Origin of the sequence: Roseovarius sp. THAF8, assembly GCF_009363735.1 — a bacterium.
GTDB lineage: Bacteria > Pseudomonadota > Alphaproteobacteria > Rhodobacterales > Rhodobacteraceae > Roseovarius.
In genome coordinates this window covers 3791596-3812881 of the sequence record NZ_CP045410.1, presented here as the reverse complement: position 1 = coordinate 3812881, position 21286 = coordinate 3791596, and the positions used below count along the sequence as shown (strand labels likewise).

General features: G+C 64.4%; 24 protein-coding genes. 16 read left to right on the top strand and 8 right to left on the bottom strand.

The features are described 5' to 3' along the window. Window positions 1-599 precede the first annotated feature (599 nt). Window positions 600-1388: an exodeoxyribonuclease III gene (locus FIU85_RS18680; RefSeq protein WP_152492917.1), complete on the bottom strand. Its 789-nt coding sequence runs from the start codon at window positions 1386-1388 to the stop codon at window positions 600-602. Between the two features lie 299 nt (window positions 1389-1687). Continuing rightward, window positions 1688-2374, bottom strand: coding sequence for a response regulator transcription factor (locus FIU85_RS18675; protein ID WP_152492918.1), 687 nt, complete (start codon window positions 2372-2374; stop codon window positions 1688-1690). Between the two features lie 172 nt (window positions 2375-2546). Here FIU85_RS18675 and ribA point away from each other — a divergent pair, with 172 nt between their 5' ends. Further along, the gene (gene ribA, locus FIU85_RS18670; protein ID WP_152492919.1) at window positions 2547-3629 is read left to right on the top strand and encodes a GTP cyclohydrolase II; all 1083 of its coding nucleotides are present in this window, start codon (window positions 2547-2549) and stop codon (window positions 3627-3629) included. Between the two features lies 1 nt (window position 3630). On the opposite strand, the gene FIU85_RS18665 is transcribed toward ribA, so the two are convergent. Both FIU85_RS18665 and FIU85_RS18660 read right to left on the bottom strand, forming a co-directional pair. Beyond that, window positions 3631-3861, bottom strand: coding sequence for a DUF2842 domain-containing protein (locus tag FIU85_RS18665; RefSeq protein WP_152492920.1), 231 nt, complete (start codon window positions 3859-3861; stop codon window positions 3631-3633). 25 nt (window positions 3862-3886) lie between these two features. Continuing rightward, window positions 3887-5182 (bottom strand): adenylosuccinate synthase, encoded by a 1296-nt coding sequence (locus tag FIU85_RS18660; protein WP_152497962.1) that lies wholly within the window; start codon window positions 5180-5182, stop codon window positions 3887-3889. Window positions 5183-5323: 141 nt separating this feature from the next. Here FIU85_RS18660 and FIU85_RS18655 point away from each other — a divergent pair, with 141 nt between their 5' ends. The 4 genes from FIU85_RS18655 (at window position 5324) to FIU85_RS18640 (ending at window position 8737) form a co-directional block, all read left to right on the top strand. Continuing rightward, window positions 5324-5722, top strand: coding sequence for a DUF6524 family protein (locus FIU85_RS18655; RefSeq protein WP_152492922.1), 399 nt, complete (start codon window positions 5324-5326; stop codon window positions 5720-5722). Between the two features lie 124 nt (window positions 5723-5846). Next, entirely contained in the window at window positions 5847-6212 is a 366-nt protein-coding gene (secG, locus tag FIU85_RS18650; RefSeq protein ID WP_152492923.1) for a preprotein translocase subunit SecG, read from the top strand. A gap of 170 nt (window positions 6213-6382) precedes the next feature. Next, window positions 6383-8026: a CTP synthase gene (locus FIU85_RS18645; protein ID WP_152492924.1), complete on the top strand. Its 1644-nt coding sequence runs from the start codon at window positions 6383-6385 to the stop codon at window positions 8024-8026. Window positions 8027-8164: 138 nt separating this feature from the next. Then, on the top strand, window positions 8165-8737 hold the full coding sequence (locus FIU85_RS18640) for an outer membrane protein (RefSeq protein ID WP_172978926.1): 573 nt from the start codon (window positions 8165-8167) through the stop codon (window positions 8735-8737). Window positions 8738-8803: 66 nt separating this feature from the next. Here FIU85_RS18640 and FIU85_RS18635 read toward each other — a convergent pair whose 3' ends face one another. Next, window positions 8804-9427 carry a hypothetical protein gene (locus FIU85_RS18635; RefSeq protein ID WP_152492926.1) on the bottom strand — a complete coding sequence of 208 codons (624 nt, stop codon included), beginning with the start codon at window positions 9425-9427 and terminating at the stop codon, window positions 8804-8806. 194 nt (window positions 9428-9621) lie between these two features. Between FIU85_RS18635 and FIU85_RS18630 the strand changes: the two genes are divergently transcribed. From FIU85_RS18630 to FIU85_RS18600, 7 genes are all read left to right on the top strand, one after another. Continuing rightward, entirely contained in the window at window positions 9622-10089 is a 468-nt protein-coding gene (locus FIU85_RS18630; protein WP_152497960.1) for a TerB family tellurite resistance protein, read from the top strand. Window positions 10090-10145: 56 nt separating this feature from the next. Then, entirely contained in the window at window positions 10146-10583 is a 438-nt protein-coding gene (locus FIU85_RS18625; protein WP_152497959.1) for a TerB family tellurite resistance protein, read from the top strand. Continuing rightward, window positions 10580-11320: a phosphate/phosphite/phosphonate ABC transporter substrate-binding protein gene (locus FIU85_RS18620; RefSeq protein WP_152497958.1), complete on the top strand. Its 741-nt coding sequence runs from the start codon at window positions 10580-10582 to the stop codon at window positions 11318-11320. Before FIU85_RS18625 ends, FIU85_RS18620 begins: the two co-directional genes overlap by 4 nt. Window positions 11321-11466: 146 nt before the next feature. Beyond that, window positions 11467-12243, top strand: a complete 777-nt coding sequence (locus tag FIU85_RS18615; protein WP_152492930.1) for an ABC transporter ATP-binding protein — start codon at window positions 11467-11469, stop codon at window positions 12241-12243. 28 nt (window positions 12244-12271) lie between these two features. Beyond that, a complete protein-coding gene (locus tag FIU85_RS18610) occupies window positions 12272-12994 on the top strand; it encodes a transporter substrate-binding domain-containing protein (RefSeq protein ID WP_152492931.1) in 723 nt (240 codons plus the stop codon). 138 nt (window positions 12995-13132) lie between these two features. Further along, on the top strand, window positions 13133-14017 hold the full coding sequence (locus tag FIU85_RS18605) for an ABC transporter permease (protein WP_152492932.1): 885 nt from the start codon (window positions 13133-13135) through the stop codon (window positions 14015-14017). Further along, window positions 14017-14823 carry an ABC transporter permease gene (locus FIU85_RS18600; protein WP_152492933.1) on the top strand — a complete coding sequence of 269 codons (807 nt, stop codon included), beginning with the start codon at window positions 14017-14019 and terminating at the stop codon, window positions 14821-14823. Before FIU85_RS18605 ends, FIU85_RS18600 begins: the two co-directional genes overlap by 1 nt. 23 nt (window positions 14824-14846) lie before the next feature. Here the strand turns inward: FIU85_RS18600 and FIU85_RS18595 are convergent, their stop codons facing one another. Genes FIU85_RS18595 through FIU85_RS18585 form a run of 3 tightly spaced genes read right to left on the bottom strand, consistent with a single transcriptional unit; the run spans window position 14847 to window position 16694 of the window. Further along, a complete protein-coding gene (locus FIU85_RS18595; RefSeq protein ID WP_152497957.1) occupies window positions 14847-15644 on the bottom strand; it encodes a DUF4336 domain-containing protein in 798 nt (265 codons plus the stop codon). 5 nt (window positions 15645-15649) lie between these two features. Beyond that, window positions 15650-16195: a peptidylprolyl isomerase gene (locus FIU85_RS18590; RefSeq protein WP_152492935.1), complete on the bottom strand. Its 546-nt coding sequence runs from the start codon at window positions 16193-16195 to the stop codon at window positions 15650-15652. Continuing rightward, window positions 16188-16694 carry a peptidylprolyl isomerase gene (locus FIU85_RS18585; RefSeq protein ID WP_152492936.1) on the bottom strand — a complete coding sequence of 169 codons (507 nt, stop codon included), beginning with the start codon at window positions 16692-16694 and terminating at the stop codon, window positions 16188-16190. Before FIU85_RS18585 ends, FIU85_RS18590 begins: the two co-directional genes overlap by 8 nt. A gap of 130 nt (window positions 16695-16824) precedes the next feature. Between FIU85_RS18585 and pgk the strand changes: the two genes are divergently transcribed. The 4 genes from pgk (at window position 16825) to FIU85_RS18565 (ending at window position 21198) form a co-directional block, all read left to right on the top strand. After that, on the top strand, window positions 16825-18009 hold the full coding sequence (pgk, locus tag FIU85_RS18580) for a phosphoglycerate kinase (RefSeq protein WP_152497956.1): 1185 nt from the start codon (window positions 16825-16827) through the stop codon (window positions 18007-18009). A gap of 123 nt (window positions 18010-18132) precedes the next feature. Further along, complete coding sequence (locus tag FIU85_RS18575; protein WP_152497955.1) at window positions 18133-19731, top strand: hypothetical protein; 1599 nt, start codon at window positions 18133-18135, stop codon at window positions 19729-19731. Beyond that, entirely contained in the window at window positions 19728-20228 is a 501-nt protein-coding gene (locus tag FIU85_RS18570) for a hypothetical protein (RefSeq protein WP_152497954.1), read from the top strand. The genes FIU85_RS18575 and FIU85_RS18570 overlap by 4 nt, the downstream gene beginning before the upstream one ends. 76 nt (window positions 20229-20304) lie before the next feature. Next, window positions 20305-21198 carry a fructose bisphosphate aldolase gene (locus FIU85_RS18565; protein WP_152498322.1) on the top strand — a complete coding sequence of 298 codons (894 nt, stop codon included), beginning with the start codon at window positions 20305-20307 and terminating at the stop codon, window positions 21196-21198. The last annotated feature ends 88 nt before the right edge of the window (window positions 21199-21286 follow it).

Here is a 21286-nt window from a genome sequence, read left to right as displayed (position 1 = left end):
AGCGGTGAACATTCCGGCAGCCCGGGGGGCCACACGTCCGCTCCCGGCCCGATACGGCGCCAGAACCAGGCCCCGGGACGCTCGCCCTGCACGGTCCCCCGGGCATTCCCCCGCCGGTCACCGCCGCACCGCGCGACAGGTCGGACACGAAACTATCCTGCGGAAACAAAAGGGTAGCGCCCCGCGCCGCATCGGGCGCGACCGCCACCACCATCGTCGCTCCGCCCGATCCCGCCTTGCCGCCGTCCAGTGCCAGCGCCCAGCGCCTGCCAGTCATGGAGGCGCGCCAGGCGCAGACCCCCGACGCCCTCCAGAGGCCGCAATCCTGCGGCCCGGCCACTCACGTTAACGATTCCCCGGTTTCGCGAATCGCCAGACACCGGGCTGTCGGAAGAAACGGATCGCCCCGGACCCCTCGCCTGCCTGCGAAACGGCCGCCGCGGGTCCGACGAAAAGCGCACACCACCCGGCCCCGACATCCGACCGCGCACCACCTCGGAATGGCGCATCAGTCCGACCAGCGCGGTACCTCTTCCATCACGCAGGCGGGCAGAGCCGCCCGTGACTCCGAGGTCCGACATCCGTGATCCCGTGCCGCGTCAAAGGTCGAACGTCGCGAAGACCGGCGCATGGTCCGATGGCTTTTCCCAACCACGCGCGGCCCTGAGAATGCGGCTGGAATGCGCTGCGGACTTGAGGTCGTCACTGGCCCAGACATGATCCAGGCGCCGGCCCTTGTCGGCCGCGTCCCAATCCTTGGCCCGGTACGACCACCAGCTGTAAAGCTGCCCTTCGGGAATGTCCGCGCGGGTGACGTCGGTCCAGTTTCCGGCCTCCTGCGCGTTGGTCAGATGCTCCACCTCGACCGGCGTGTGGCTCACCACCTTCAGCAGTTGCTTGTGGCTCCAGACATCGTCCTCGCGCGGGGCAATGTTGAGGTCGCCCACGAGGATGGATTTCTGCGGCCGGTCCTCGCGGAACCAGTCGCGCATCTCGGTCAGGTAATCGAGCTTCTGCCCGAACTTCAGGTTCACCTCGCGGTCCGGCACATCGCCGCCCGCGGGCACATAGAAGTTGTGGATCACCACGCCGTTCTCAAGCTCCCCGGCCACGTGACGCGCATGGCCCAGCGCCGCGAAATCGCGCTCGCCCACATCGCGGATGGGCAGCTTCGACAGGATAGCCACACCGTTATAGCCCTTCTGCCCTCGCGCGATCACGTAGGGATAGCCAAGGGCCGCGAACCCCTCCAGCGGGATCTTCTCGACCGGCGACTTGCACTCCTGTAGGCACAGGATATCCGGCGCCTCCTCCTGCAACAGTTTCAGGACGATAGGTTCGCGCAGGCGGACCGAGTTGATGTTCCAGGTGGCAAGGGTGAAGGGCATGGGACTCCTGTCGGTTCGGCGTTTCAGGTTCGCCGGGATATAAAACCCAGCGTCCTTCGCAGCACAAGCAGGAAGGCGACGGGCGTCGCGCTGCCGAACGGTCGGAAAGGCGCAGCAAGAGACGGCACCGCGCCGCCCTCGGCCCTGGATCGACCGACACCGACCGGCTGTCCGAGGCAGCAAAAAAAACCCCGGCCAGGCCGGGGTCAGTCCAACAGGGAGGTGCATAGATTTAAACCCGTATGCGGCGGGTTGGGTATCACGTTACCGGGCCGAGCGCGACGCGCCATTGACCCAGATCAAGACAGGAGACGATAGCCGCCTGACTCTGTCACCAGCAAACGCGCGTTGGAGGGATCCGGTTCAATTTTTTGACGCAGGCGATAGATATGCGTCTCCAGCGTGTGGGTCGTCACCCCGGCATTATAGCCCCAGACCTCGTGCAACAGCACGTCACGCGCCACTACGCCGTCGGGCGAACGATAGAGGAATTTCAGAATGTTGGTTTCCTTCTCCGTCAGCCGGATCTTGCGATCCTCCTCGGTGATCAGCATCTTCATCGCCGGCTTGAACGTGTAGGGCCCAAGCTGGAAAATCGCATCCTCCGACTGCTCGTGCTGGCGCAGTTGCGCGCGGATGCGGGCCAGCAGAACGGGAAACTTGAACGGCTTGGTGATATAGTCATTCGCCCCGGCGTCGAGGCCGAGGATCGTGTCGGCATCCCCGTCATGGCCGGTCAGCATCATGATCGGCGCCTTGACGCCCTGCTTGCGCATCAGGCGGCAAAGCTCGCGTCCATCCGTATCGGGCAGACCAACGTCGAGGATCACCAGGTCATGGAGTCCGTCCTTCGCATGCGCCATCGCCTCCGATCCGTTGCCGGCCTCGAGGACGTCGAAATCCTCGGTCATCACCAATTGCTCGCTTAGAGCTTCGCGCAGGTCCTCGTCGTCGTCCACGAGCAGAATTTTCTTCAGCTGAGCCATTTTCCTGTTCCTCGTTGTCTGTCAGCTACTTGTGCCGAAGCGCCGCATCGCACAAGTACTGTGACAGCCCAATCACGGGCTAGTTATGGCGAAGCGTGTTTTGTTTCATTCAGTTACAAAACGCTGTAGGTGAAAGCCTCGCCGTGATCTGACAAAAAAGAAAGGGCGCGTTATGCAGCTTGGCCCCGGCAAGACGGAATACCTGGCACGCGCCCGCGCGGACCTTCGCATGGGCGTGCCGGTGGTCTTGCGGGATGGCTCTGCACTGGCCATCGTCGCGGCGGCAGAGACCTGCGATGCGGACCGTCTGAAAGCGCTGCAAGCGACGGGGCTGGACCTGCATCTTGTCATCTCATCGCGCCGCGCCGACACCTTGAAGGCCCGGGTTTATGATGGCGACCTCGCGCGCGTCAAAGTTCCGCACGACGCGCCGCTTTCCTGGGTGCAGGCCGTGGCCGATCCGGCCGACGATCTGCGCACGCCGATGAAAGGACCGCTGACCTCGGCCCGCGAAGGCAAGGCCGACACGCATCGCGCCGCGCTGCTGCTTGTAAAATCCGCCCGCCTTCTGCCTGCTGCACTGGTCATGACACTCCCGGCCGACGCGCTGGACCCTGCGTTGACCGTGCTCGAGGTGGCCGACATCACCGCACATCTGAAAGAGGCCAGCCCCCTGCACAAGGTGGTCAGCGCCCGCCTGCCGCTGGAAGTGTCCGAGGCGGGTCGCCTGCATATCTGGCGCCCCGAGGATGGCGGCGAGGAACATTACGCCATAGAAATCGGCAGCCCGTCCCGCAGCGAGCCAGTGCTGTCGCGCCTGCATTCCGCCTGCTTTACCGGCGACATCTTGGGGAGCCTGAAATGCGATTGCGGACCTCAACTGCGCGCGGCCCTGGCGCAGATGGGCGCGGCGGGCGCGGGCGTGCTGCTCTACCTCAACCAGGAAGGCCGCGGCATCGGCCTGGCCAACAAGATGCGGGCCTACGCGCTGCAGGACCAGGGCTTTGACACGGTCGAGGCCAATCATCGGCTGGGGTTCGAGGATGACGAGCGCGATTTCCGCATCGGCGCCGACATCCTGCGCAACATGGGCTTCGGCGCGGTGCGGCTGCTGACGAACAACCCCGCCAAGATCGAGATGATGAAAAGTTGCGGCATCGACGTGGTGGAACGCGTGCCGCTCAAGGTGGGCGAAGGCACGCACAACCGCGCCTATCTTGCCACCAAGGCTGCGAAGTCAGGCCACCTGCTTTGACCTAGTCCCGTGCGTCCGGGTCCGGCTGGCCGACGCCGCGAAAGACCGGCTTCAGCGGCACGATCCACGCGATGCCCAGCACGACGAAGACCACCAGTTCGGTCAGGATGCCCACGTCGTATTCTGCCCGCAGCCAGTCTGTCAGGTTGACCGCCACCACGATGTAAAGCGGCAGAGCGATCAGCAGGATCACCAGGGACCAGCGGCGGCGGGCTTTGTAACTCAGGGCCATGCGGTCCTCTTGCGGTCTGCCGGTTTCAGTCGGCGAAGGGGTCGGTCACGAGGATCGTATCCTCACGCTCCGGCGAGGTTGAGAGTAGAGCGACGGGGCACTGGATCAACTCCTCGACCCGGCGCACGTACTTGATCGCGTTGGCGGGCAGGTCTGCCCAGCTTCGCGCGCCTTCGGTGGTCTCGGACCAGCCCGGCATTTCCTCGTAAATCGGCTTGCAGCGCCACTGCTGGTCGGTCGCCGTGGGCAGGTAATCCAGTTGCTTGCCGTCCAACTCGTAGCCGACACAGATCTTCAGCGTGTCGAAGCCGTCCAGCACATCCAGCTTGGTCAGCGAAATCCCGGTCACGCCCGAGGTCGCACAGGTCTGGCGCACCAGCGCCGCGTCGAACCAGCCACAGCGGCGCTGGCGGCCCGTGACGGTGCCGAATTCGCGACCCCTCTCCCCCAGTCGCTGACCATCGTCATCCTGCAACTCGGTCGGGAACGGACCTTCGCCCACGCGGGTTGTATAGGCCTTGACGATCCCAAGCACGTAATCGATCGCGCCCGGCCCCATGCCGACGCCTGTCGCGGCCTGTCCCGCGATGACGTTGGAGGACGTCACGAACGGATAGGTGCCGAAGTCGATATCCAGCAATGCGCCCTGTGCGCCCTCGAACAGAATCCGCTTGCCCGCCTTGCGCTGGTCGTTCAACACTTTCCAGACCGGCGCGGCATAGGGCAGCAGATCCTGCGCGATGGATTTCAGCCGCGCCACCAGCGCGTCGCGGTCCACGGGCTCGATGCCCAGCCCCTTGCGCAGCGGATCGTGGTGCTGCAACGCGCGGTCCACGCGCGCTTCGAGCGTGGCGTCATCCGCCAAGTCCGCCACGCGGACCGAGCGACGGCCGACCTTGTCCTCATAGGCCGGCCCGATGCCACGACCCGTGGTGCCGATCTTGGTGCCCTTGCTGGCCGCTTCCTCACGCGCGCGGTCCAACTCGCCGTGGATCGGCAGGATCAGCGGCGTGTTCTCGGCGATCATCAGCGTCTCGGGGCTGATCTCGACGCCCTGCTCGCGGATCGAGGCGATTTCGTTGACCAGATGCCACGGGTCCAGCACCACGCCGTTGCCAATCACGCTTAGCTTGCCGCCGCGCACCACGCCCGACGGCAGCGCGTTCAGCTTGTAGACCTTGCCGTCGATGACCAGCGTGTGGCCCGCGTTGTGCCCGCCCTGGAACCGCGCGATCACATCCGCGCGCTCGCTCAGCCAGTCAACGATCTTGCCTTTACCCTCGTCACCCCACTGGGCGCCGACAACGACGACATTTGCCATGAAAACCTCTCAGGCGGTGGTTGAACCCCGCGCCCGTATACCCACACCGTCCCGCCTGCGAAACCGGAATTTCGCGCCCGGGCTGGACAGCCCGCGCCGGGCCGGGCACTTCTTGACCGGACGCAAGGCAGGAGAGCACGCATGACCGGATTTATCGTGAGGTGGGCACTGGCCTTTGTCCTGCTGGCCGCGACGTTCAACCCGACCCGGTACAATTTCATCGTCTGGGCGCAAAACAACTGGGACGCGCAGATGCCGCTGACCGTGCTCTTCGCGCTGCTGCTTCTGGTGGGCTACATCATCTACCTGCGCGCCACGCTGCGCTCGATCGGGGCGTTCGGCATGGGGCTGATCCTCGCCATTGCCGCGGCGGTGGCATGGGTGCTCGTGGACTACGGTTTCCTCAACATCGACAGTCCGACGCAAAATCTGTGGCTGGGCCTTGCCGCGTTGTCGCTGGTCCTCGGAATCGGGCTCAGCTGGAGCCACGTGCGTCGCCGCCTGTCGGGCCAGTCCGACATGGACGACGTGGACGAATAATCTTCAGTCCCCAAGATCCGCTCCCGGCCATGCACGCGGCTGCGCAAACTGCGAAAACGGCGGGTTGCGGGGGACGCCCGAATTGCTTAGATACCGCCCATCCGAACCCGAGGGACCGCGTCTTATGGAAAATGTCATCCTGCTTGTTCACCTGCTGCTGGCGCTCGCGCTGATCGGTGTCGTGCTGTTGCAGCGCTCCGAAGGCGGCGGCCTTGGCATGGGCGGCGGCGGCGGCAACGTGAACACCGGGCGCTCGGCCACCACCGCGCTTGGCAAGCTGACCTGGATCCTGGGCCTGTCGATCTTTGCGACCACGCTGACGCTGACCGTGATCGCGGCGCAGAACTCCGGCGGCTCCTCGGTTCTGGACCGCATCACCGATGACCGCCCCGCGGCCGAGGAAAGCAACCCTGGTCTCGACAGCAGCGGCGACGGACTCCTGCCTCCGTCGGCCGGCGATGACGCGCCATTGACACCTACCGCAGACTGACCCAGAAACACCACTAAGGCTTGCGGACGCGCACCCGCGCGTCACAGCATATTGCGCCTTTCATCCGAATCCTTTATGGCTCGAGTCCCGTGGTGATGCGGTGCTTATGGCTTCGATTCGACCGCATCTAACTGGCGATAAACGCCGCAATCACGGGGGATTGCCAGCGCATGGCACGTTATATTTTCATCACCGGCGGCGTTGTTTCCTCTCTCGGCAAGGGTCTTGCCTCGGCGGCACTTGGCGCGCTGTTGCAGGCGCGCGGCTTTTCGGTGCGTCTTCGCAAGCTGGACCCCTACCTGAATGTCGATCCCGGCACGATGTCGCCCTTCGAGCATGGCGAGGTCTTCGTCACCGATGACGGCGCCGAAACCGACCTCGACTTGGGCCATTACGAACGCTTCACCGGCGTCCCCGCCCGGATGACGGATTCGGTCAGCTCGGGGCGCATCTATTCCAACGTGCTGGAGCGGGAACGCCGCGGCGATTACCTCGGCAAGACCATCCAGGTGGTTCCCCACGTCACCAACGAAATCAAGGATTTCATCTCGATCGGCGATGACGAGGTCGATTTCATGCTGTGCGAGATCGGCGGCACGGTGGGCGACATCGAGGGCCTGCCCTTCTTCGAGGCGATCCGGCAGTTCAGCCACGACCGCCCGCGCGGGCAGTGCATCTTCATGCACCTGACACTTCTGCCCTATCTTGCCGCCAGCGGCGAGCTGAAGACCAAGCCGACCCAGCATAGCGTGAAGGAGCTGCAATCCATCGGGATCGCGCCGGACATCCTCGTTTGCCGTTCGGAACAGCCGATCCCGGAAAAGGAACGCGAGAAGATCGCACTGTTCTGCAATGTCCGGAAGGAGGCGGTCGTCGCCGCCTACGACCTCAATTCCATCTACGAAGCGCCGCTGGCCTATCACCACGAAGGGCTGGACCAGGCCGTGCTTGACGCCTTCGACATCTCGCCGGCGCCGCGTCCCGACCTGACCATCTGGAAAGACGTCGTGGACCGTATCCACAACGCCGACGGCGCGGTCAACATCGCCATCGTCGGCAAGTACACGCAGCTGGAAGACGCCTACAAGTCGATCAAGGAGGCGCTCACCCATGGCGGCATGGCCAACCGGGTAAAGGTCAATGTCGAATGGGTCGATGCCGAGGTGTTCGACCGCGAGGATGCCGCTCCGCATCTGGAAGGTTACCACGCGATCCTCGTGCCCGGCGGCTTCGGCGAGCGCGGCACCGAAGGCAAGATCAAGGCCGCGCAATTCGCCCGCGAACGCAAGATCCCCTACCTGGGCATCTGCCTGGGGATGCAGATGGCGGTGATCGAGGCCGCCCGGAACAAGGCGGGGCTCAAGGATGCCGGCTCGGAGGAATTCGACCACGAGGCCGGCAAGAAACGGTTCACGCCGGTCGTTTACCATCTCAAGGAATGGGTGCAGGGCAACGAGAAGGTCAAGCGCAAGGTGACCGACGACAAGGGCGGCACGATGCGGCTGGGCGCCTATGATGCCGTGCTCAAGGACGGCTCGAAGGTGGCCGAGGTCTATGGCGGTACTGCCATCGACGAACGCCACCGCCACCGCTACGAGGTGGACATCGAGTACCGCAAGAAGCTCGAGGAATGCGGGCTGGTCTTTTCCGGGATGTCGCCCGATGGCCGCCTGCCCGAAATCGTGGAATGGAGCGATCACCCGTGGTTCATCGGCGTTCAGTTCCACCCCGAACTGAAGTCGAAGCCGTTCAAGCCGCATCCTCTGTTCGCCGATTTCGTGCGTGCGGCGGTGGAGACATCGCGCCTCGTCTGAGATATTTCTCAATTATTTCAATGCGAAACCGCAGCGTCCCATTTTTTCGACACGCGGTTTGAACCCTTTCCCAGATCACGCCGACCCATGTCCGAGCCCCGGGATTGTCCCGGGCCGATAACTGACATGAGGTTCCATATGAAAACGATCTTTAAATCCCTGACTGCCGCCGCTGCACTGTTCTCGGCCATCGCCACCAACGCCGCCGCACAGGATGCCGAAAAGTGGCAAGGCTTCTACCTCGGTGGCCGCGTGAACATGCAAAATCTCGAGATCTCGGACGTGCCCTTCGGCATCAACCCCGAGATCAATGCCGGGGTCTTTGGCGGCTACAACCACGCCGTTGCCCCCAATTTCGTGATCGGCGCCGAACTGGGATATGACAGCAAGCTCGACTACACGGTGATGGGCACGGGCCTGGACCTGGAAAACAACGTCAGCGTCCGCGGTCGCGGCGGCTATGCCTTCGGCAACTCGCTGCTCTACGGCTCGCTGGGCTATGGCTGGACCGACTGGGATGTCGCAGCGGCCGGGGTTTCGGGATCCGGCCAGGGCATCTCCTACGGTGTGGGCCTGGAGACGATGCTGACCGACAACATCACCACCCGGTTCGAGTATACCCGGACAAGTTACGATTTCTCGGGGCCGGGCCTTGGCGGACGCGACGGTGACGTCGACGCCTTTACCGTCGGCGTGGCTTACAAGTTCTGATCGCGGGTCCAGAGAATGATCAGGGCGCCTTGCACCGGGCGCCCTGTTGCCGTTTCCGGCCCCATGTCAGTAGCGCAGGTTGGTCAGATCGCCGTTCGGATCTTCCTGCGGCGGATGAAACCGAAGCATCCTGCGGGACACCCCGAGTTCCAGGACCGGACTGAAAAGATCGCGCAACAGCGACCGGTTTTCGTGGTAGACGGCCGTCTCCGCCCTGGGATCTAGGCGCAGTTCATCATCCAGAAGCGTCGCGACGATCCGTTCGTCAAGAATGTAACGCCCCTGCCGGCCTTCCTGCCGATCCTCTGCCTGGGCATCCATCCAGCGCAGGATCCGGGCACGATCCGAGACATCCTGATCCGGCCAGGCAAGATAGAAGCCCGAGTTCAGCCTGAGACAGATCGTATCCAGCATCTGTGCCGCGCCGCAAAGCTCGTGCGGGACATCGCGCTTGGGCATGTAGTTGAACCGATGCGGCATCCCGTTCAGGAACACCGTCAACGCGGTGCCGAGATCCATGAATTTCTGCGCCATGACCCACCCGAGAACCGGCCTCGGATCGCCCGACCAGTCGTGCTCTCGCGCGAAGCGCCGGGCCTCGTCGGGCTTGCACTGGCGCAGCCAGGCCAGTTGGTCCTCCGGTGCGGCGGAACGAAGATCGACATTGGACTGTGCAGTGCTGCGCGACATGCCTGACATCTCGAAATCGGTTTTCCCTGGTCGACCACCAGATTGATCCGGAAATCCGCCGTTTGTTAGGAGCAAATGTGTCACGTTTCGGACCCATGCCGCGCACTGGCGCGCACCGGCCGGTAAATCTGTTTTCTACGTCCCGGAGGCGCGTTAAACCTGATTGAAACAGACCTGTTTTGCGGAGTCGCCCGATGCAAAAAACCTCGCTTCTGCACCGATTGCTGCACGCGTTCGACGCGCCCGAGCCGCCACCGCTGCCCGCGCCCGACGAAAAGCTCGCGCTTGGGGCGCTGATGGTGCGCGTGGCGATGTCGGATCACAGCTACAAGTTCGCCGAGGTGCACCGGATCGACCTGCTGTTGCGCCGGCTTTACGGGTTGGGACCGATCGAGGCCGCCAAGATGCGTGCGACCTCGGAACGGCTGGAACGCGAGGCGCCGGATACCGAGGCGTTTGGCGACATCCTGCGCAAGACGGTCAGCTTCGCCGCGCGCGTCGATGCGCTCGAAGCCCTTTGGGAGGTCGTGCTGTCCGACGGTTTCCGCCGCGAGGAAGAGCTGGACGTGCTGGAAGACGTGCGCCGGACGCTGGGTCTGTCGCCCGACGACAGCGACGCGGCCCGCGCCCGCGCGGAAACCGAGCTGGGAGGCAGCCAATAGTCCCGGGCTGCACATTTCACGTTGGCGGCAGCGGGCAGGTTGCCTATATCCGGTTCATGTTTGCTGAATTCTTGAGAAAACTTACCGAATCGACGCCGGAGACCTTGCCGCACGAGGACGCGCGGCTGGCGCTGTCCGCGCTCCTGGTCCGTATCGCCAAATCGGACGGCCATTTCGACACGGACGAGCGTCAACGCATCCTGGCCATCGCGCGGACGCGCTACCAGTTGTCCGAACCGGATGCGTCCGCCCTGCTGAACAAGGCCGAGCAGCTTGAGGGCGAAGCGCCCGACACCGTGCGGTTCACCCGCGCGATCAAGGACGCCGTGGCCTACGAGGACCGGGTGCGCGTCATCGAGGCCTTGTGGCAGGTGGCGCTCGCCGATGGCGAACGCGACGCCAGCGAGGATGCCATCATCCGCATGGCGTCGAATTTCCTTGGCGTGACGGACATGGACAGCGCCCTGGCGCGGCAGCGCCAGGAAAAGGGATGATCGCCAGCCTGCCGATGTACGACCGTGACGAGCTTCGGTCCGACACCGACAGGCTCTGGCAGGCCATACGACAGGCTCTTGGACACGGTCCCGATACATTGACGCGCGAAGGCGATTCCTGGGATCAATGGCAGTCCCCCGACCTTTTGCTGTCTCAGACCTGCGGCTATCCCTACCGCGCCCGCCTGCATGGCAAGGTTCAAATTGTCGGTACGCCGGATTACGGGCTGGAGGGGTGCGGCCCCGGCGAGTACCGCTCGGTTTTCGTGGCACGCAAGACCGATGCCCAAACCGACCCCGCGGATTTCGCGACGGCGCGTTTTGCCTATAACGAACCCATGTCGCAAAGCGGCTGGGCGGCGCCGGCCACTTGGGCCATGGCGCGCGGCTTTGCCTTTACCGACACCCTGCGGACCGGCAGCCACCAGGCCTCGGCGCGCGCGGTGGCCGAGGGCCGGGCGGATCTGGCGGCCCTGGATGCGCAAAGCTGGCGACTTATGCAGCGTTACGACGAGTTCGCGGCCCAACTGCACGTGATCGCCGCAACCGACCCCACCCCCGGCCTGCCCTTCATCACCGCCTCGTCGAACGATGCGGACCGGATTTTCCGGGCCATCGAGGCCGCAATCGGAGCCCTGCCGCCCGACACACGCGATGCGCTTGATCTGCGCGGACTCGTGCGCCTTCCGCCCCAGGCCTACCTCGCGGTGCCGACACCCGCACCGCCGCCTGCTTGACGCAACGGCACCCCCTCGCATTCGCCCAAAACGCGGGCAATACGGGCGAAACGGACGAAAAAACATCGTTTTGCAAGTTGCATTGGCCCAAAATTACTGCCCTAGTGTCCGGTGATACTGCCTGACTTGCAAACCGGAACCTGCCTTTGCCTGACGAAACGCCCGTCATCGAGATCCGCAATCTGCACAAGGCCTATGGCAGCCTTGAGGTCATCAAGGGGGTGGACATCACTGCGCCCAAGGGCAGCGTGGTGTCCCTGATCGGATCTTCGGGATCGGGCAAGTCGACCATCCTGCGTTGTGCCAACCTGCTCGAGGACAGCCAGCAGGGCGATATCCTGTTCAAGGGAGAGCCCGTGACCTGGAAAGGGTCCGGCCTGAACCGGCATCCTGCCGATGCAAAGCAGGTTCTGCGCATACGCACGAACCTGTCGATGGTGTTCCAGCAGTTCAACCTGTGGGCGCACCTGAGCATCTTGCAAAACGTAATGGAAGCGCCGGTGACGGTGCTGGGCCGCCCCAAGGACGAGGTCGAGAAAGCCGCGCGCGGATACCTGGAAAAGGTCGGCATCGGAGACAAGTGCGATGTTTATCCCGCGCAACTGTCGGGCGGCCAGCAACAACGCGCCGCCATCGCGCGCGCGCTTTGCATGGAGCCCGAGGCGCTCTTGTTCGACGAGCCCACCTCGGCGCTCGACCCCGAACTGGAACAGGAAGTCGTGCGCGTGATCAAGGACCTGGCCGCCGAAGGGCGGACCATGATGATCGTGACCCACGACATGAAAATGGCCCAGGACGTGTCGGATCACGTCATATTCCTGCACCAGGGCCTGATTGAAGAAGAAGGTGATCCGAAGACGCTCTTCGGGTCTCCGAAATCCGAGCGGCTGCGTCAGTTTCTGAGCTCGACGATGGCCGCCTGAACCAAAGAACCAAGCAAGGGAGACACTTATGAAAAAGCTAGTTCTTTCCACACTCGCCGTGGCGCTCGCCGGCGGCATGGCGATGGCCCAGGACAAGACGATCCGCCTGGGCACCGAGGGCGCTTATGCGCCATGGAACTTCGTCAACGACGCGGGAGAGATCGACGGATTCGAGCGCGAGTTGGGCGACGAGCTGTGCACGCGTGCCGAGCTGACCTGCGAATGGGTCAAGAACGACTGGGATTCGATCATTCCCAACCTGGTGGGCGGCAACTACGACGTCATCATCGCGGGCATGTCGATCACCGACGAGCGCGACGAAGTCATAGACTTCACCCAGAACTACACGCCGCCCGATCCCTCGGCCTATGCCGGCATGTCGGAAGACGTTGATGTTTCAGGCGGCGTGATCGCCGCGCAGACCGGCACGATCCAGGCCGGCTACATCGCGGAATCCGGCGCCACGCTGGTGGAATTCGCCACGCCCGAGGAAACCATCGCTGCCGTCAAGAACGGCGAGGCCGATGCGGTTCTGGCCGACAAATCCTTCCTTGCGCCGATCGTGGCGGAGGACGCGGACATGATGTTCGTGGGCGAGGACGTTCCGCTGGGCGGTGGCGTCGGCATGGGTGTCCGCGAATCCGACACCGAGCTGAAAGAAACGTTCAACGCCGCCATCCAGTCGATGAAGGACGATGGCAGCCTGAACGAACTGATCAAGAAATGGGAAGTCGCGTCGACTTTCGAATAAGCTGACTTTGCCGCGCCCCGGGCTTTCCGGGGCGCGCGCATCGGGCCTGACGGGGACACATGGCCAACACCACGCGCATCTTCACGCCAGGCGCCTCGCGCAGGCCATGGCCCTTGGGCCGGGCTGCGGGGGACCGCGATGTTTGAGTTCTGCACCGACCCTTCGATCCTGGGCGATGTTCAGTGGCTGGCCTGCTACCTGACGACCGCCAAACACGCCAATCTCTATTTCGCCGTCGGCCTGGTGCTGGTCCTCTTGGCCATCACCGCACCGACCGCGCTGGCCTTCGGCTTCGGGGCCGCCACCGCCGCACGCTCGAAATTCCCGCCGCTGGCCTGGCTGGCGCACGGTTACATCAACCTGGTACGCGGCGTGCCCGATACGGCGTTTTTCCTCTTTTTCATCATCGCGCTCGACCAGGGCGTGGAATGGGTCCGGCACAAGGTCAAATGCCCGGACTGGAGCGAACCCATCCGCCAGGGCAACGACTTCATCGTCTGCCAGTCGGCCAAGATGCCCCTGGGCGAAGCCGATCAGTGGGTGCACGAGATCTATGGCTTCTCCCTTGCAGTGCTGACCTTTGCGCTGGTCTTTGGCGCCTTTGCGGGCAACGTGCTTTACGGCGCCATGCGCAACGTACCGCGCGCGCAGATGGAAACCGCCGAGGCCTATGGCATGACCCGCCGGCAGAGTTTCTGGCGCATCCTCGTGCCGCAGATGTGGGTCTATGCCCTGCCCGGGCTCAGCAATGTCTGGATGGTGCTGACCAAGGCAACTCCGCTTCTGTTCCTGCTGGGCGTCGAGGATATTGTGTACTGGGCGCGGGAACTGGCCGGAACCGCGCTGCCGAAGTTCACCGATTACCCGCATGGCGACTGGCGTATGTGGTATTTCCTGGCGCTGCTGGTCTTCTACCTTGGCCTGACGCGGGTGTCCGAGATCGTGCTGGACCGGCTGATGATAAAGCTGTCGCACGGGCAGGCCACGACAGGCGGCGAAGCCTTGCGAAAGGCGGCGGCGTGATGAGCTGCTGGCAGACCATCCAGGATTACGCGCTGCGGTCCATCGGGCTGGGAGAACGTCTGCTGCCACGTGAGGACTTCACGCTGTGCCAGCAGGTCACGCTGATCGGTTCGGGCATGATCTGGAATATCTATTTCGGCGTGCTGGCGATCATCTTCGGCTTCGGCCTCGCCACGGTGGTGGCCGTTGGCAAGGCCTCGCCCAATCGCCTGCTGCAAAAGCCCTCGGCCTGGTTCATCTACATCTTCCGTGGCTCACCGCTCTTCATCCAGTTCTTCTTCGCCTACGCGGTCTTTCTGAACCTCAAGTCGCTCTATCCGGTCTTTGACGCGTTCACCGCGGCCTGGCTGGGTGCGCTGATCGTGCTTTTCCTCAATACGGCCGCCTATTCGGGCGAGATTTTCTACGGTGCCCTGCGCTCGATCCCCAAAGGCGAGGTCGAGGCGGCCGATGCCTACGGGTTTTCCGGCTTTACCCGGTTCCGGCGGATTATCTGGCCCACCATGCTGCGGCTGGCCTGGCCCGCCTATACCAACGAGGCGATCTTTCTCTTCCATGCCACCACGCTGGTCTTTTTCTCGGCCTTCCCGGCGTGGCAGCAACGCGGCGACGCGCTTTACTATGCAAACTACTTTGCCGACAAGACCTTCAACCCGTTCGTACCCTACCCGATCCTTGCGGGGTATTTCATCCTGCTGACACTGGTGGTGATCTCGATCTTCGGGCTGGTGAACCGGCGGCTGAACCGTCACCTGCCCCAGGAACGCCGCGCCCGGATGCGCTTTCGTCCGAACCTGATCCGCTAGGCGTTCCGACGCGCCCGCTGGCGTCAGGCCTGGTCGTTGTCGCTTTCTCGAGCCTTCATGTCCCGCATTGCGCGATCCCACTGGCGCGGCGCCAGAAATTTGCGAAAGGCCCGCTCCAGTTCCGCCGTGCCGTCGCGGTCATACCAGCGCCCGTGCGCGATGATCACGCGCCATGCGCCCCAGCCGACGATGGTTTCGATATCCTCGGCAAAGGCCTGTTTGTCGCGGAAGGTCCAGCGGATCAGGGGCGGCGTCTTGCCATCGCTGTCGTCGATCCCGTTTAACCACACGAAAGGCCGGCACCGGGCGGGCAGCTTGGCGGTCTCGAAGGCTTCGATCAGGTCGGTCAGGATCGTTGTGGTGGACGCCTTGTGAAAGAACGCGACTTCCTTGTGCGTGCGACTGCCGCGCACCAGAAGCTGGGCGATCTGCCCGTCCCACGGCAGCTCTGCCTCTCGGCGCTGCAATTCCTGCCCCTCCGGCAAGCCGATCCCGTGCTTTGCCGCACGCTCCGGCGTACCGGGCGCCATCCAGAATTGTGCCTCTGGAAAGGCCTCGGCCCATTCGGGAATATGCAGAAAGTGAAACTGGTTCGGCGCAACGAGGTGGCGCACCGGGCCCAGCTCCGCCAGGGCATCCTTGAGACCGTTGGTGAGCAGGGTCGGAGAATGCACCCAGAGGTTGCCGTTCTCCAGCCGGATCACGGTGGCGCGGGTGGGAAATGGAAACCCCATCACCGTCACCGGCGCACCGTCGATGATCCAGATGCGGTCGGCCACGGGTTTGAGCACATTCAGCGGCTCGTACCCCGTGGCCGTCACGCGTCTTACTCCGTGACCGTGACCGAGACCATGCGGTCCGGCTCGCCGATGACGGCGCCATTGGGGCCCTCGCCCCGCTTGATGTCATCGAGCACGTCCAGACCTTCGGTCACGCGGCCCACGACGGTGTATTCCCCGTCCAGGAACGGGCCCGGCGCGAACATGATGAAGAACTGGCTGTTCGCGCTGTCGGGGTTCTGGCTGCGGGCCATGCCGACGACACCCCGGTCAAAGGTGATGTCCGAGAACTCGGCGGCGAGATCGGGGCGGTCGCTGCCGCCGCGCCCGGCCATGGACATGTCGCCGCCCATCTTGCCGAACTCGACGTCGCCGGTCTGGGCCATGAAGCCATCAATCACGCGGTGAAAGACCACGTTGTCATAGGCGCCTTCCCGGGCAAGTTCCGTGATCTGTTCGACATGGCCCGGGGCCACGTCCTCCAGCAGGTCGACCTTGATCGTGCCATTGGCTTCGCCGGCGACCTCGATTTCAAGGCCGGTGGCCAGGGCCGGTGCGGCCAAAAGGGTGAAGAAAGCAGAGAGTTTAAGCATCGGCGGCCACCTTTACACTGATCATCCGGTCGGGGCTTGCGGGCGGCTCGCCACGGGTGATGGCGTCGACATGCTCCATCCCGTCGATCACGCGGCCATAGACCGTGTATTGCCGGTTGAGGAAATGATTGTCCGAGAAGTTGATGAAGAACTGGCTGTTGGCGCTGTCGGGGTTCTGGCTGCGCGCTGCACCCAGTGTTCCGCGGTCATGGGGCACCCCCGAGAACTCGGCCTTGAGGTTCGGCAGCTCGCTGCCGCCGGTGCCGGCCATGCGCAGGTTGAAATCGTTCTCCATATTGCCGTTGGCCACGTCGCCGGTCTGCGCCATGAAGCCGTCGATCACACGGTGAAAGGCCACGTTGTCGTACTGACCCGAGCGCGCCAGCTCCTTCATGCGATCACAATGGCCCGGGGCAACGTCGGGCAGAAGCTCGATGGTCACGGTGCCGTCCTTCAGCTCCATCAGGATCGTGTTTTCAGGGTCTTTGATCTCGGCCATCCCGGGCCTCCTTGTTGACTTGGGCTGGGCAATACCTAGGCGCTTGGAGCGGGATTGCCAAGCCAGAGGTTGACGCCCCTGCAAGGTCGCGCCAAAAGGCGCGCGACCGCCACCTTACGGAGAGCACGCGATGGCCTGGAAGACGCTCGATGACATGGACCTCGACGGCAAGACCGTGCTGACACGGGTGGACATCAACGTCCCCGTCGAGAACGGGCGCGTCACCGACGCCACGCGGCTGGAGCGGATCAAGCCCACCATCGATGCCATTCTCGAAGCCGGCGGGAAGCCCCTTTTGCTTGCGCATTTCGGGCGTCCCAAAGGCAAGGTCGTGGACGAGATGTCGCTGCGCCATGTGGTCCCTGCCCTGCAGCAGGCCACCGGCCACAGCGTGCAATTCATCGAGACCCTGGAGGGCGCCGAGGCCCCCACCGCAGAAGCCAAGGCGGCCGAGGTGCTGCTTCTGGAAAACATCCGGTTTCATCCCGGTGAAGAGGCCAACGATCCAGAGTTCGCGGCGCGCCTTGCCGGGCTTGGCGACGTCTATTGCAACGATGCCTTTTCCGCCGCGCACCGCGCCCATGCCTCGACCGAGGCGCTGGCCCGCCTTCTGCCTGCCTGTGCCGGACGCCTGATGCAGGCCGAGCTGTCGGCACTGGACGCGGCACTTGGACAGCCGGACCGCCCGGTCGTTGCCGTTGTGGGCGGCGCCAAGGTGTCGACCAAGCTGGACTTGCTGGGCAACCTCGTCGAGAAGGTGGACAAGCTGGTGATCGGCGGCGGCATGGCCAACACGTTTCTGGCCGCGCAGGGACTGAGCGTCGGCAAATCGCTGTGCGAACACGACATGGCCGAGACCGCGCGCCAGATCATGGTCAAGGCCGGTGGAGCGGGCTGTGAAATCCTGCTGCCCGCCGACGTCGTGGTGGCCGAGGAGTTCCGCGCAGGCGCCGCGCATCGGACCGTGCCCGCCCATGCCTGCCCCGACGATGCGATGATCCTGGATGCCGGACCGCAGGCCGTGACGCGGATCACCGCTGCATTCGACACCGCCAGGACGCTGATCTGGAACGGGCCGCTGGGCGCCTTCGAGATCGAGCCGTTCGACGCCGCCACCAACGCCGCTGCGGCTCATGCCGCCGCGCGCAGCCGCGCCGGGCACTTGGTGTCCGTCGCGGGAGGCGGCGATACGGTTGCGGCCCTGAACCAGGCCGGCGCGGCAGGGGATTTCACCTATATCTCGACAGCGGGAGGCGCGTTCCTGGAATGGATGGAAGGCAAGACCCTGCCCGGTGTCGCCGCCCTTGGCGGCTGAGAGCGGGTCGTTCCATAGGCCGCGAGCCGCGATTTTCACAGGTATGGAAAACCGGACTGTGGTACGGATCGTCGCAGCCGTAGCTTTTCGGCGACGCCAATGTTCCCGGGGGGAGTTCTCATCATGAATCCGTTCAAGTCCGCAATCGCCGTTGCGCTTTGTCTCGGCCTTGCCGCGCCCGCGCAGGCCGAAGGCGACCCCAAGCCGGGTCTGCTTGATCTCTTCTCCGTCGACAGGGTCGCGGATTCCCTGGCCAGCATCGCCATTTCGGCCCTGCGCACCCAGATGGAGGTCGAGTACGAACACCTTCAAACGGACATCCTGCGCGGCACCGTCGCGCTGACCGGCGTCACCTTGCGCCCGCAGCTGGCGCATGATCGCGCGCGTCAGTGCGAGATCACCGTTCAGCGCGTCAGCGTCGACATCGGACAACCCTCCGCGGCATTCGGCGTGGCGACCATCTCGACCACCATGGTCGGCGCCGAAGCCGCCATCGCCTGCGTGCCGCGTGAAGCGGGGCTGGCCCTGCGGTCCGCCGGTTATAGCGAGATCGAGGTCGACCGGCTGACCTACCAGACCGAATACGTGCACAGCACCGGCGAGATCCGGGTCACGGGCTCGGCCGCGGTGAACGACCTGGCGATCCTCGACCTCGAGGCCGCGGGGGCGGTCCTTCCGCGTCTGGACCAGTTCGGCCTGCCTGGCGATCCGGCCATCCGCGTGCGCCGCGCCGTGCTGGGCCTTCAGGATCAGGGCGGATGGGAGCGTCTGTCGTCGCTCATCCCCGAGAACCTGCGCCAGCCCGAGGTGATCCAGAGCCTTGGCACGGAAGAGTTGACCAACATGCTGAGCAACAACGGCACGCGAGCCCTGACCGCGACGGAGCGGCGGTTCATAGACGACCTGATGGCGCATGTCGCGGGCTTCGTGCGCGCGCCGGGCGAGATCACCGTCGAGGCGCAGTTGCCCGCCAGCGGCATCGTGCTGGAACCGGACGTCTATCAGGCCCCCGAAGAACTCTTGCAGGCGCTCGCGCCCGATGCGCGCACCGCACCGCTGGCCCAGTCCGACCTGCTGGGCGCCGATGTCCTGGGACGGCTCGACGGCGGCGACGTCAGCACGGCAGAGCGGCTCGATATCGCCAGGGCTCTGCTGCAAGGCAGTGGCGTGCCGCGCGCCGAGGCGCTGGTGCCCGACATCCTTGCCCCGCTGATGGACGAAGGCGGGGATGCGGCGCCCGAGGCGGCCCTGCTGATCGCCCAGGCACAGGCGCCCCGCGACCCGGCCGCGGCCTATCAGAACACGCTGACCGCCGCCGAAGGGCGTCAACCCGGAGCGATTGCGATGCTCGACCGGCTGGAAGAGCGCTTGACCACGATGCAGGTCCTGGCGGCCCAGGATGCCCACATCGAGGCTCGGCCCGCTGTTCCTGCGCTGCCGGCCGGCGAGGATATCCGCGCCGTGCGGACCCAGGCGCTGGCCTATTTCACCGGCCTTGGCGCGCCCCGCTCGTACCGCCAGGCGTATTATCTCGCGCTTATCGCCGAGGCGGCTGGCGATATCGGCGCCGGACCCTTGCGCGAAGACATCGAGAATCGCTTCGAGAATCGCGGGCCGGAGGTGCGGGAGACCTGGTCGGCCTTGCGAACCGAAATCCAGACGCGCGCCCTGACCGACTGGATCGAGGGCAACTTGGCCGCCCGCTACGCCAAGGAGGAGTGATCCTGCGCCGTGGGCTTCTTGCAGGCGGCGTCTTACTCATCCTCTCGGTGCTGGCGTGGCGTGTGGTCGACAGGTACGAGCGGGGGATTCTCTATCCTTGGGTCGAGGCGCTGATCTACCCGGCCAACCCGCATGACGGATTTTACGTGATCGACCGCAGCCGCACAGCGGAGGATCCGCTGGCGGACCGGATCGCGCAGACGATTGCGCGGGGGTCGGCAACGCCGACGCTGCAGATCCGGCAGCATCGGGCCTTTTTCGACGAGCGGCTGGCCTATAGCCCGGTCGCCATCGGACTGCTGTCGCTCGAGGTCTGCCTGCGGGACGATGGCGCAATCGAGCTGAATTCCACGAGTGGCTGGGCGGTCCGGTATTGCCACCACGAGAGTGCCGACCCGATCGTGCTGAGGCCCGGTGACGGTGGCCGCCTGACATGCCGGGGGTGCACCAGCTGGGGACTGCCGACGCACTACCTGCGCGCCGACCCGCCGCGTTAGCGTCACCGAGCATTGCGCGGCACGCGGCCCTCACGTATGAAACGGGAAACTCTGAATGACCGACAAGAGGGATGGCATGTCGAAGGCTGAACAAACACAACAGGTGCGCGCAGGGCAAGGCTTCATCGCGGCGCTGGACCAGTCGGGCGGATCGACCCCCAAGGCGCTGCGGCTCTACGGGATCGAGGAAGACGCCTATGCCTCGGACGAAGAGATGTTCGACCTTGTCCACGACATGCGGACCCGTATCGCGCAGGCGCCTGCCTTTACCGGCGACAAGGTGCTTGGCGCGATCCTTTTCGAGATGACCATGGACCGCGAGATGGGCGGCAAGCCGTCGGCGCAGTATCTGTGGGAAGAGCGTGGCGTGGTGCCTTTTCTGAAGGTGGACAAGGGGTTGGCGGACGAAGCTGATGGCGTTCAGCTGATGAAACCGATCCCCGACCTGGAAAAGCTGCTGGGCCGGGCCAACGATGCGGGCATCTTCGGCACCAAAATGCGGTCGGTGATCAACGCGGCTTCGCCTGCGGGGATTGCCGCCGTGGTGGACCAGCAGTTCGAGATCGGCAACATCATCCTCGATCACGGGCTGGTGCCGATCATCGAGCCGGAGGTGACCATCTCGATCAGTGACAAGGCCGAGGCCGAGACGATCCTGCGCGACGAGATCGCCAAGCATCTCGACACCCTGCCCGAGGGGCGCGAGGTTATGCTGAAGCTGACGCTGCCCGAGACCGCCAACCATTACAAGCCGCTGGTCGATCATCCGCGCGTGCTGCGGGTGGTGGCGCTGTCGGGCGGATATTCGCGCGAGGAAGCCAATGACCGGCTGTCCAACAACACCGGCATGATCGCCAGTTTCTCGCGCGCGCTGACCGAGGGGCTGTCGGTTCAGCAGTCGGAGGCGGCGTTCAACGACACGATCGCGGCGTCGATCGACAGTATTCACCGGGCGTCTGTTTCCGGCTAACCTAATGAAATAGAAGACCTTTACCCGGAAAACACGGTGCCGACGAATCTATCTGGTCCCCGGCAACCTTTCTGGGTAAAGACATCCA

What these genes read in the sequence shown, in the direction of transcription:
- FIU85_RS18600 (WP_152492933.1), top strand. Translation starts at nt 14,017, where the DNA reads ATGAGCTGCTGGCAGACCATCCAGGATTACGCGCTGCGGTCCATCGGG.
- FIU85_RS18635 (WP_152492926.1), bottom strand. Translation starts at nt 9,427, where the DNA reads ATGTCGCGCAGCACTGCACAGTCCAATGTCGATCTTCGTTCCGCCGCA.
- FIU85_RS18625 (WP_152497959.1), top strand. Translation starts at nt 10,146, where the DNA reads ATGTTTGCTGAATTCTTGAGAAAACTTACCGAATCGACGCCGGAGACC.
- FIU85_RS18630 (WP_152497960.1), top strand. Translation starts at nt 9,622, where the DNA reads ATGCAAAAAACCTCGCTTCTGCACCGATTGCTGCACGCGTTCGACGCG.
- FIU85_RS18590 (WP_152492935.1), bottom strand. Translation starts at nt 16,195, where the DNA reads ATGCTTAAACTCTCTGCTTTCTTCACCCTTTTGGCCGCACCGGCCCTG.
- FIU85_RS18675 (WP_152492918.1), bottom strand. Translation starts at nt 2,374, where the DNA reads ATGGCTCAGCTGAAGAAAATTCTGCTCGTGGACGACGACGAGGACCTG.
- pgk (WP_152497956.1), top strand. Translation starts at nt 16,825, where the DNA reads ATGGCCTGGAAGACGCTCGATGACATGGACCTCGACGGCAAGACCGTG.
- FIU85_RS18620 (WP_152497958.1), top strand. Translation starts at nt 10,580, where the DNA reads ATGATCGCCAGCCTGCCGATGTACGACCGTGACGAGCTTCGGTCCGAC.
- secG (WP_152492923.1), top strand. Translation starts at nt 5,847, where the DNA reads ATGGAAAATGTCATCCTGCTTGTTCACCTGCTGCTGGCGCTCGCGCTG.
- FIU85_RS18640 (WP_172978926.1), top strand. Translation starts at nt 8,165, where the DNA reads ATGAAAACGATCTTTAAATCCCTGACTGCCGCCGCTGCACTGTTCTCG.
- FIU85_RS18565 (WP_152498322.1), top strand. Translation starts at nt 20,305, where the DNA reads ATGTCGAAGGCTGAACAAACACAACAGGTGCGCGCAGGGCAAGGCTTC.
- FIU85_RS18575 (WP_152497955.1), top strand. Translation starts at nt 18,133, where the DNA reads ATGAATCCGTTCAAGTCCGCAATCGCCGTTGCGCTTTGTCTCGGCCTT.
- FIU85_RS18680 (WP_152492917.1), bottom strand. Translation starts at nt 1,388, where the DNA reads ATGCCCTTCACCCTTGCCACCTGGAACATCAACTCGGTCCGCCTGCGC.
- FIU85_RS18645 (WP_152492924.1), top strand. Translation starts at nt 6,383, where the DNA reads ATGGCACGTTATATTTTCATCACCGGCGGCGTTGTTTCCTCTCTCGGC.
- FIU85_RS18660 (WP_152497962.1), bottom strand. Translation starts at nt 5,182, where the DNA reads ATGGCAAATGTCGTCGTTGTCGGCGCCCAGTGGGGTGACGAGGGTAAA.
- ribA (WP_152492919.1), top strand. Translation starts at nt 2,547, where the DNA reads ATGCAGCTTGGCCCCGGCAAGACGGAATACCTGGCACGCGCCCGCGCG.
- FIU85_RS18605 (WP_152492932.1), top strand. Translation starts at nt 13,133, where the DNA reads ATGTTTGAGTTCTGCACCGACCCTTCGATCCTGGGCGATGTTCAGTGG.
- FIU85_RS18655 (WP_152492922.1), top strand. Translation starts at nt 5,324, where the DNA reads ATGACCGGATTTATCGTGAGGTGGGCACTGGCCTTTGTCCTGCTGGCC.
- FIU85_RS18585 (WP_152492936.1), bottom strand. Translation starts at nt 16,694, where the DNA reads ATGGCCGAGATCAAAGACCCTGAAAACACGATCCTGATGGAGCTGAAG.
- FIU85_RS18665 (WP_152492920.1), bottom strand. Translation starts at nt 3,861, where the DNA reads ATGGCCCTGAGTTACAAAGCCCGCCGCCGCTGGTCCCTGGTGATCCTG.
- FIU85_RS18610 (WP_152492931.1), top strand. Translation starts at nt 12,272, where the DNA reads ATGAAAAAGCTAGTTCTTTCCACACTCGCCGTGGCGCTCGCCGGCGGC.